Source organism: Bacteroides sp. AM54-2NS, from assembly GCF_003602935.1.
Lineage (GTDB): Bacteria > Bacteroidota > Bacteroidia > Bacteroidales > Bacteroidaceae > Bacteroides > Bacteroides xylanisolvens.
Genome location: NZ_QTMZ01000155.1, coordinates 1 through 531 on the forward strand (window position 1 = coordinate 1; position 531 = coordinate 531).

At 42.0% G+C, this 531-nt stretch carries 1 pseudogene; it reads right to left on the reverse strand.

Features of this window, described 5'->3' with window-relative positions:
- Positions 1-31: 31 nt before the first annotated feature.
- A pseudogene (locus tag DXA05_RS26265) lies at positions 32-531 on the reverse strand (site-specific integrase); the annotation flags it as partial.

The window sequence follows — 531 nt, forward strand, 5'->3', positions numbered from 1 at the left end:
TTCTATACTAAGTGCTTACAAATGATAATCACTATTCATCTATGTCCAACTTAAAAGCTTCTGTAGCTTCATCTTTCTTCTTGTCAATTACTTTTGCGTAGATTTGCGTAGTTTTTACATTGGTATGCCCTAACATTTTGCTTACTGTATATATGTCTGTACCGTTAGCCAATTGTAATGTTGCATAGGTGTGGCGGAAGCAATGAAAGGTGATGTGCTTGGTAATCCCTGATGCTTTTACCCACCGTTCCAAAGGCTTTGATATCCATGAAGGGTCAGGCAGTCCGGCAAACACCAACAGTTCTCCGTCTTTCTTGCGCTCACCGCAAAGCTTGTATGCCTGTGGCGATATAGGCATGTATTCAACGCCCTTAGTCTTCTGCTGAGTGAAATTGAGACGGTACCCACCATTGTATTCTTCCACCTCTGACCATTTAGCTTTTGAATATCGCTATGTCGCATTCCTGTCAGTGCAGAGAACAAGGCTGCCCGTTTTAGTATATCATCACACGGAGTCTTTGCCAATATATT